The following is a 2,222-nucleotide window of genomic DNA, read 5'->3' as shown; positions in this document are numbered from 1 at the left end:
TGCGCAGGCCGTTCACGACGATCCGTCAGGCCAGGCTGGCCATCTTCGAGTGGCTCACCTACTACAACGCCCGCAGGCGCCACAGCTCGCTCGGCCACCTGTCACCCGCCGAGTTGGAGCACCAGCAACAGCGAGGCCATAAACTCACACTCGCTGCATGAACTCCTGTGTCCACACTCCGGGGGTCACCTCAGCGTCGGCCGCCTCCACCCACCCGGACACCCGGTCCGTGCCGTCGACGTCGTCGGCCAAGCGCAGCTCCGGGTCGGCCAGACGGACGCGGAACTCATCTCCCGCGGCAGCCGCGGACAGGACGGCGGCGGGGAGCGTGTGGGGGATGGTGAGTTTGTTGTGGGCGAGGAGCCATGCGGCGACTGCGCGCCGGTCGAAGCGGGGGTGAACGTCGGTACCGGCGACCGGTTCGGGGAAGTCGGGCAGGGTCCGGCGCCACACGGTGACGGCGGCGCGGCCTACCCGGGCGATCCGTGCGACTTCCGCGAGGAACGCCGTGTCCGCCTCGGGAGCGGCCGATTGCAGCGCGGCGAGTGGGGAGCGGCGGCCGGGGGCGGTCCGGCGGACCTGTCGCCAGTCGACGTGGGGGCGGGTCTGCGGGAGCAGCGCGACGGCGGCCGCGGAGTACAGCGGGACCTGTACAACTCCCCCGTACCCCGGCCGTAGTCGACGGCGGCCGTGCCCACCGGGGACAGCCAGCCGAGGCGCACGATGTGGTCGAAGTCGGTGCGGCGCACGCCGAGGCAGCGGGCGGCCTGGTCGGGGCCGAGGGGGACGTGGCGGTCCAGGAGCGGGGGCAGGTCCCGGCGGCGCGCCTTGACGGCGGCCTGGTCCGGGTGGACGTCGGGGAAGGCCGGCTCACCGCCGAGGTAGGCGAATAGGCCGGCGCGGACGAGGTGGCCGACCGCGGAGGGCGGTCACGCGCGGACGACCGTACGGCAGCGGCTGCCCCAGCGCCTCGGTCAGTCGCTCCGCCGCCCAGGACTCCCCCGCCGGGCCCCGCAGCGCCGCCCGGATCCCTTCCGCGTCAGCGGCCTGGACCACCGCACGCGACCACTCCCCCGGCCGCGCGCCGACCGCGGGGACCAGGCTCGAGGCGAGGGTCCAACGCCAGGCCGCCGCCGACACCTTTAGCCGGCCCGCCCGCCCCGTACTCGTCGCATGACTCACACATCACGCATCTCCCGTTCTCACGCTCCGAAGCAGCGAGGCCGAGAAACGGGGAGCAGGGCCAGGAGTTTGAGGAATGAGGCACGCCCGGGGACGCCGCCTGCGCCGTACAGCACGTGGCAGCCGGGGCGTGAACGAAGGTTCGCCGGGTATGCGCGGTCACACGACGAAGCGTCACCGCACCATCGAAGAAGTGGGGTCCAACCATGATGATCGCTGGAATCATCGCCGTCTGCGTGGTACTCGCCGTTCTGGCGTTCTTCCTGCCCCGCCTCTCCAAGCACCCCGAACGCGGCACCCAGAAGACCCTCGGCCTGGGCTCCCGCGCGGGCGGCAAGGCCCCCGGCCCGCTGGGCCGCCTCTTCAGCAAGCCGTTCCGCAGCAGTTCGAAGGCGGTCGGCAAGAGTGGCTCCGCTGGCCGCCGCATTCGGGGCCACATGCCCTTCTGACCTCGCGCCCCTATCAGCCCGGCCCCCGACCCCCGTCGGCGGCCGGGCCGCGGGTGTCTGGGGTGGGCCCGACTCTCCTCACAGATTCGTGGTCCGACGGCAGGGCCCGCGTTGTCGTGGTCGGCGCCGTAGACCCGGCGACTGCTGCTGACAGCAAGGTCCGGTCACTTACCTGCGGGCTGGAGTCCGCGGCCCTCCGGGGCCGGGGCGGGTGTGTTGAAGTTCGGCCAGGGCGTGCCACAGGTCGCCCGGCAGGTCCGGCGCCCGGCCCGCCGGGGCGGCATGCCCAAGCTCCCCTTGCCCACCAGGCCTGGGTCTCGTCTGGCCTTCGTTCCGACCCGGGCCGCGGTGCCCGCTCCCCGCCCACGTCCGCGTCCGGGCTCCGGCGCGGCCCCCGCCGCCGCTCGGTCCCGCCCTCTGCGCTCAGTTCCGCCGCGGTCCCGGGCCCGGCTCGGCGCGGTACCGGCCCCGCCGCCGGTTCCCGGCCCCGCCGCCGTCGCCCGCCCGTCCTGCCGCCCGCCGCGCGGTCCCGCTGCCTGCGCCTTGCGCCCTGTTGCGGTTGCGGCCGCGGCCCTGCGCCCGGGCCCGGCG

General features: G+C 74.6%; 4 protein-coding genes. 3 read left to right on the top strand and 1 reads right to left on the bottom strand.

The genetic code is table 11. The features are described from left to right. Positions 1-20: 20 nt before the first annotated feature. The gene (locus ACFWU6_RS33655; RefSeq protein WP_383985286.1) at positions 21-161 is read left to right on the top strand and encodes an integrase core domain-containing protein; all 141 of its coding nucleotides are present in this window, start codon (positions 21-23) and stop codon (positions 159-161) included. On the opposite strand, the gene ACFWU6_RS33650 is transcribed toward ACFWU6_RS33655, so the two are convergent. Beyond that, complete coding sequence (locus tag ACFWU6_RS33650) at positions 145-453, bottom strand: hypothetical protein (protein ID WP_383985283.1); 309 nt, start codon at positions 451-453, stop codon at positions 145-147. The two genes, ACFWU6_RS33655 and ACFWU6_RS33650, sit on opposite strands and share 17 nt — an antisense overlap. A 272-nt stretch (positions 454-725) precedes the next feature. Between ACFWU6_RS33650 and ACFWU6_RS33645 the strand changes: the two genes are divergently transcribed. Together ACFWU6_RS33645 and ACFWU6_RS33640 are read left to right on the top strand one after the other, a co-directional pair. Beyond that, a complete protein-coding gene (locus ACFWU6_RS33645; RefSeq protein ID WP_383985280.1) occupies positions 726-893 on the top strand; it encodes a hypothetical protein in 168 nt (55 codons plus the stop codon). 495 nt (positions 894-1,388) lie between these two features. Then, the gene (locus tag ACFWU6_RS33640) at positions 1,389-1,631 is read left to right on the top strand and encodes a DUF6411 family protein (protein ID WP_073814571.1); all 243 of its coding nucleotides are present in this window, start codon (positions 1,389-1,391) and stop codon (positions 1,629-1,631) included. The last annotated feature ends 591 nt before the right edge of the window (positions 1,632-2,222 follow it).

This window comes from Streptomyces sp. NPDC058674, from assembly GCF_042716505.1.
Classification (GTDB): Bacteria; Actinomycetota; Actinomycetes; order Streptomycetales; family Streptomycetaceae; genus Streptomyces.
The sequence above is the reverse complement of the archived record's forward strand: the minus strand, read 5'-3'. Positions and strand labels throughout refer to the sequence as shown.

Bases quoted from the DNA above. Each gene is read 5' to 3' on its own strand.
- ACFWU6_RS33640 (WP_073814571.1), top strand. From the start codon at position 1,389: ATGATGATCGCTGGAATCATCGCCGTCTGCGTGGTACTCGCCGTTCTG.